Annotated in this window: 3 protein-coding genes and 2 pseudogenes; 2 read left to right on the top strand and 3 right to left on the bottom strand. The window is 70.6% G+C overall.

The window, feature by feature from the left end; all coding sequences use genetic code 11:
- Positions 1-184: 184 nt before the first annotated feature.
- Entirely contained in the window at positions 185-634 is a 450-nt protein-coding gene (locus tag AQJ91_RS48130) for a hypothetical protein (RefSeq protein ID WP_067036715.1), read from the top strand.
- Here the strand turns inward: AQJ91_RS48130 and AQJ91_RS48125 are convergent.
- On the bottom strand, positions 604-2127 hold the full coding sequence (locus AQJ91_RS48125; RefSeq protein WP_067036712.1) for an FAD-dependent monooxygenase: 1524 nt from the start codon (positions 2125-2127) through the stop codon (positions 604-606). The genes AQJ91_RS48130 and AQJ91_RS48125 overlap by 31 nt on opposite strands.
- Before the next feature lie 65 nt (positions 2128-2192).
- On the opposite strand from AQJ91_RS48125, the gene AQJ91_RS48120 reads away from it, so the two are divergent.
- On the top strand, positions 2193-2528 hold the full coding sequence (locus AQJ91_RS48120) for an ArsR/SmtB family transcription factor (protein ID WP_107122744.1): 336 nt from the start codon (positions 2193-2195) through the stop codon (positions 2526-2528).
- A 116-nt stretch (positions 2529-2644) separates the two neighbouring features.
- On the opposite strand, the pseudogene AQJ91_RS57225 reads toward AQJ91_RS48120, so the two are convergent.
- Positions 2645-2911 (bottom strand): annotated as a pseudogene (locus AQJ91_RS57225) (aldehyde dehydrogenase family protein); the annotation flags it as partial.
- Positions 2899-3336, bottom strand: a pseudogene (locus AQJ91_RS48115) (MarR family winged helix-turn-helix transcriptional regulator); the annotation flags it as partial. The pseudogenes AQJ91_RS48115 and AQJ91_RS57225, both read right to left, overlap by 13 nt.
- Positions 3337-3462: the final 126 nt, after the last annotated feature.

Below are 3462 nucleotides of genomic sequence, written 5' to 3'. Positions count from 1 at the left end.
GTACCGCTATGGCAAGCCCAAGAACGCGTCTTTGCATGGGGCCCTCCTGACAAGAAGTTGTGCGCACTGCGAACGTTCGTCCGTGTGCCGAACAGAGCAAGCGGAGGCTATGTCCCTGTCCGAATCGCGTCAATAGGTCGCGCCGAAGCAAGTCCAGAGCGGGCAGGAGCCGCAGGACGGACCGGTGCCGGCGCTTCGGCCCCTCCCTCGCCCACCACGTCAGCGAAGGAACTGTGGCCGACGGTCGACGGCTTGGCTCGGCCAGATCGCGAAGCATCGGCTCTCCGGTGGTGAGGGCCAGGACGCCTTCGAGGAGGTCATCCTGTCCGCCCGGGACACCGACGAGCCTTCGCTGCTGCTGATCCAGTACATCCACCGCGACGCCCAGGAGCCCGGAGAGATCGTGCTCGGGTTCGCCGTCGACGACGTGGACGAGGTGGTGACAGCCGTGCGGGAAGCCGGGGAGGCGGTGCGCTCCACGCCCTGGCCCCCGACGGCCTCGAGCGGCTCCACGCCGCACTCCCCGCCTCGCCAACTCGTCACCACAGCCACGCCGAGAGCCCACTCAGACAGCCCCACACGACGGCGGTTCCGCTGTCGGCATCATGCGCGCCGCACCCACTGGGCCAGGTAGGCGCCCAGCCCCTCCAAGTCGGCACCCCGGGCGACATAGCCGAGGTGACCGTCCGGCCGCACGAAGCCATGGGCGATGTCCGGCCAGGGGCTCTCCTCACCGAGCCGGTGCACGGCGATCAGGTCGTCCAGGCCCTCCAGGACTGGGGCGAGGCTCTCGTCCGGCCAGAGATGCGGCGGCCCGGCGAGGAGCAGGTGCCAGCCCGTTGAGGCGGTCCGCGTCTGCAGCCCGCGGGGCAGGTCGGGCAGCCGGTCCCCGGCCCGCGGGCCGTGCCGCGGCGGTCGTGTACCCGTCATGGAGAGGGGACTGTGGCGGTAGTGGATGCCGAGTTCGGAGGCCGTACGGAAGACACGCCCGCGCAGCGCCGTCGCACGCAGCGCCAACGGGGCCAGCCGCGGGGCGAGTTGGGTCCGGGCGAGACGGACGGCCGGATTGCCGCTGGTACCGATCGTGAAGGCACGGTCGGTGAAGCGCCGGACGACACGGCCCACCGGGGCACGCTCGGTCTCGTACGTCTCCAGCAAACCCTCCGTCGAGACACCACGGCACACGAGGGCAAGCTTCCAGCCGAGGTTGAGCGCGTCCTGGATGCCGGTGTTCATCCCCTGCGCCCCGGCCGGGCTGTGGATATGGGCCGCGTCCCCGGCCAGGAAACAGGGTCCGACGCGGTAGCGGGCGGCGCCGCGGTTGTGGAGCCGGAAATCGGTCATCCACGCCGGGTCCCGCAGTACCAGGCCGTTGTCGGTGTAGCGGCCGGTGATCTCCTGCAGCAGGGGTAGCGTGACCTCCCGGTCCGGGGCATCGGGTGGCAGCATGGCGAGCATGCGCCAGGTGGCCGGCGAGCCGAGCGGGAAGAAGAACAGCATCCCGTTCCCGGTCATGTACGTGTGCACCGCATCCGGCTCCAGTCCGTCGACCTCCAGGTCGGCGAGCAGGAACGTCTGCGGATACGCGTAGCCCTCGAACCCGATGCCCGCCTCGGCGCGCACCGTGCTGTGGGCGCCGTCGCAGCCCACGACGTACCGCGCCTCCACCGTCTCCTCCGTGCCGTCACCGCGCCGCATCCGGCAGACGCCGTACGAGTCCTCGACCTCCATCCGGACCAGCTCGGTTCCGCGCTCGATCGTCACGCCCCGCCCGGCAAGGTGCCCGGCGAGGACGCTCTCGGTCTCTGCCTGCGACAGGAACAGCAGGAAGGGGTACGCGGTGTCGCTCAGCCCGATGTCGAAGAGCCGCACCCGCACCACGCGCCGGGGCAGGTGCATCCGCAGTTGCATCGCGGGGTTGCCGCGAGCGACCAGTTCGTCCGTCACCCCGAATCCGGCCAGCGCCTCCAGCGTCCGGGGCTGAATGGCCAGGGCCCTGGACTCGTGCACCCGGTCGAGAGAACGGTCGACGATGCGAAACCGAACTCCGAACGCACACAACTGCGCGGCGAGCGCGAGCCCGGTCGGGCCCGCGCCGACCACCAGCACATCCAGCGGTGCCGTCATGAACCCACGGTAGTGCCGACGGGGTCTCGACCGGCAGCCCTTTCATCGACTATCGTCGATTATCGATGAATGAGACGACGAGCAACCCTGCACCCCCGCTGAGCGACGAGGACACCGCCACATACACCAGGTGGTTCAAGGCCCTGGCCGACCCGATGCGCATACGCCTCCTGAACCTGCTGGCCGTCGAGCGGAGGGCGATGGCGGTCGGCGAGATCGTGGAACACCTGCCGATCGGCCAGTCCACGGTCTCGCACCATCTGAAGGTCCTGGCCGAGGTCCGCTTCGTCCTCCCCGAGCCACGGGGCACCTCGACGCGGTACGCCGTCAACGAAAGATGCCTGGAGCGCTTCCCCGCCGCGGTGCGGGCGATCATGGGACTGGAAGCCGGCCGCGCCTGATGGCGGCCGTGCGGGACTCCCAGACCGTGATGGTCCGGCCCTTCAGGTCGGCGTCCAAGCGAGACCGTCGGCCGGCCCGACCAGAACTACTTCGCCCGCCCGTTCAAGGCCCACTACCGGGCCAGGACGGCGGAGGTGGCGGGCGCCATCTCGCTGGGCTTGGCGACCACCGCGTTGCCCGAGGCCAGCGCGCCGACGATGGGCGTCAGCAGGCGCTGGACCGGATAGTTCCAGGGCGCGATGACGAGAACCACGCCGAGCGGGTCGTACTGCGTCCAGGCGGTGGCGTCGGCGCCGAGGTACGCGGGGACGGGTGCCGGCTCCGGGCGCAGCCAGTCGGTGAGGTGCTCAAGGGTGTGGTCGACCTCGCGGACCGTGAAGTCGCCCCTTCCAGCGCGCCGACCATCCGCTCCAGCAGCGCGCGCAGCAGTTCGTCGTCGCCGTCCGTCAGCACCGGCCACCGCGCCCGCACCTCGCGGCTGAGCCGCCGCCAGTAGGTCTCGCCGCGCGGGGTGAGGTGGGCGAGGATGCGGCGCCGGTCGAGCGGGTCGACGCGCCGGTGGACGAGGTTCTGGTCGACGAGGTGGTCGATCAGTTTGGTGAGGGTCGGCGGCGGCAGGAAGGCCGCCTCGGCGACCGCGGTCATGTAGTGGCCCTCGCCGTCGGAGAGCAGGGTGAGCACCCGCCAGGCGTCCAGCGAGCAGCCGTCGGCGTCGAGAACGGCCTGGAGCCGCCGCGCGGCCAGCCGTTCGGCCCGCGTCAGCAACTGCATCAGGTCCTGGGGCTGACGCGGAGGTGGGGTAGGCATCCTGCTCCTCGGTCCCGGAGTGCCGGCATCGCACAAGTGCCGCTTCGCGGAAGTTCGTACGAGCGCACTTCGCCGAAGGGTCGTCCACGTCTACCACTTCGGCACCGCCCGTACCACGAGACGGAC

The organism is Streptomyces dysideae (genome assembly GCF_001514305.1).
In the GTDB taxonomy this organism is placed as follows: domain Bacteria; phylum Actinomycetota; class Actinomycetes; order Streptomycetales; family Streptomycetaceae; genus Streptomyces; species Streptomyces dysideae.
The sequence above is the reverse complement of the archived record's forward strand: the minus strand, read 5'-3'. Positions and strand labels throughout refer to the sequence as shown.

Coding starts and splice junctions, on each gene's coding strand:
- AQJ91_RS48125 (WP_067036712.1), bottom strand. CDS start 2,127: ATGACGGCACCGCTGGATGTGCTGGTGGTCGGCGCGGGCCCGACCGGG.
- AQJ91_RS48120 (WP_107122744.1), top strand. CDS start 2,193: ATGAATGAGACGACGAGCAACCCTGCACCCCCGCTGAGCGACGAGGAC.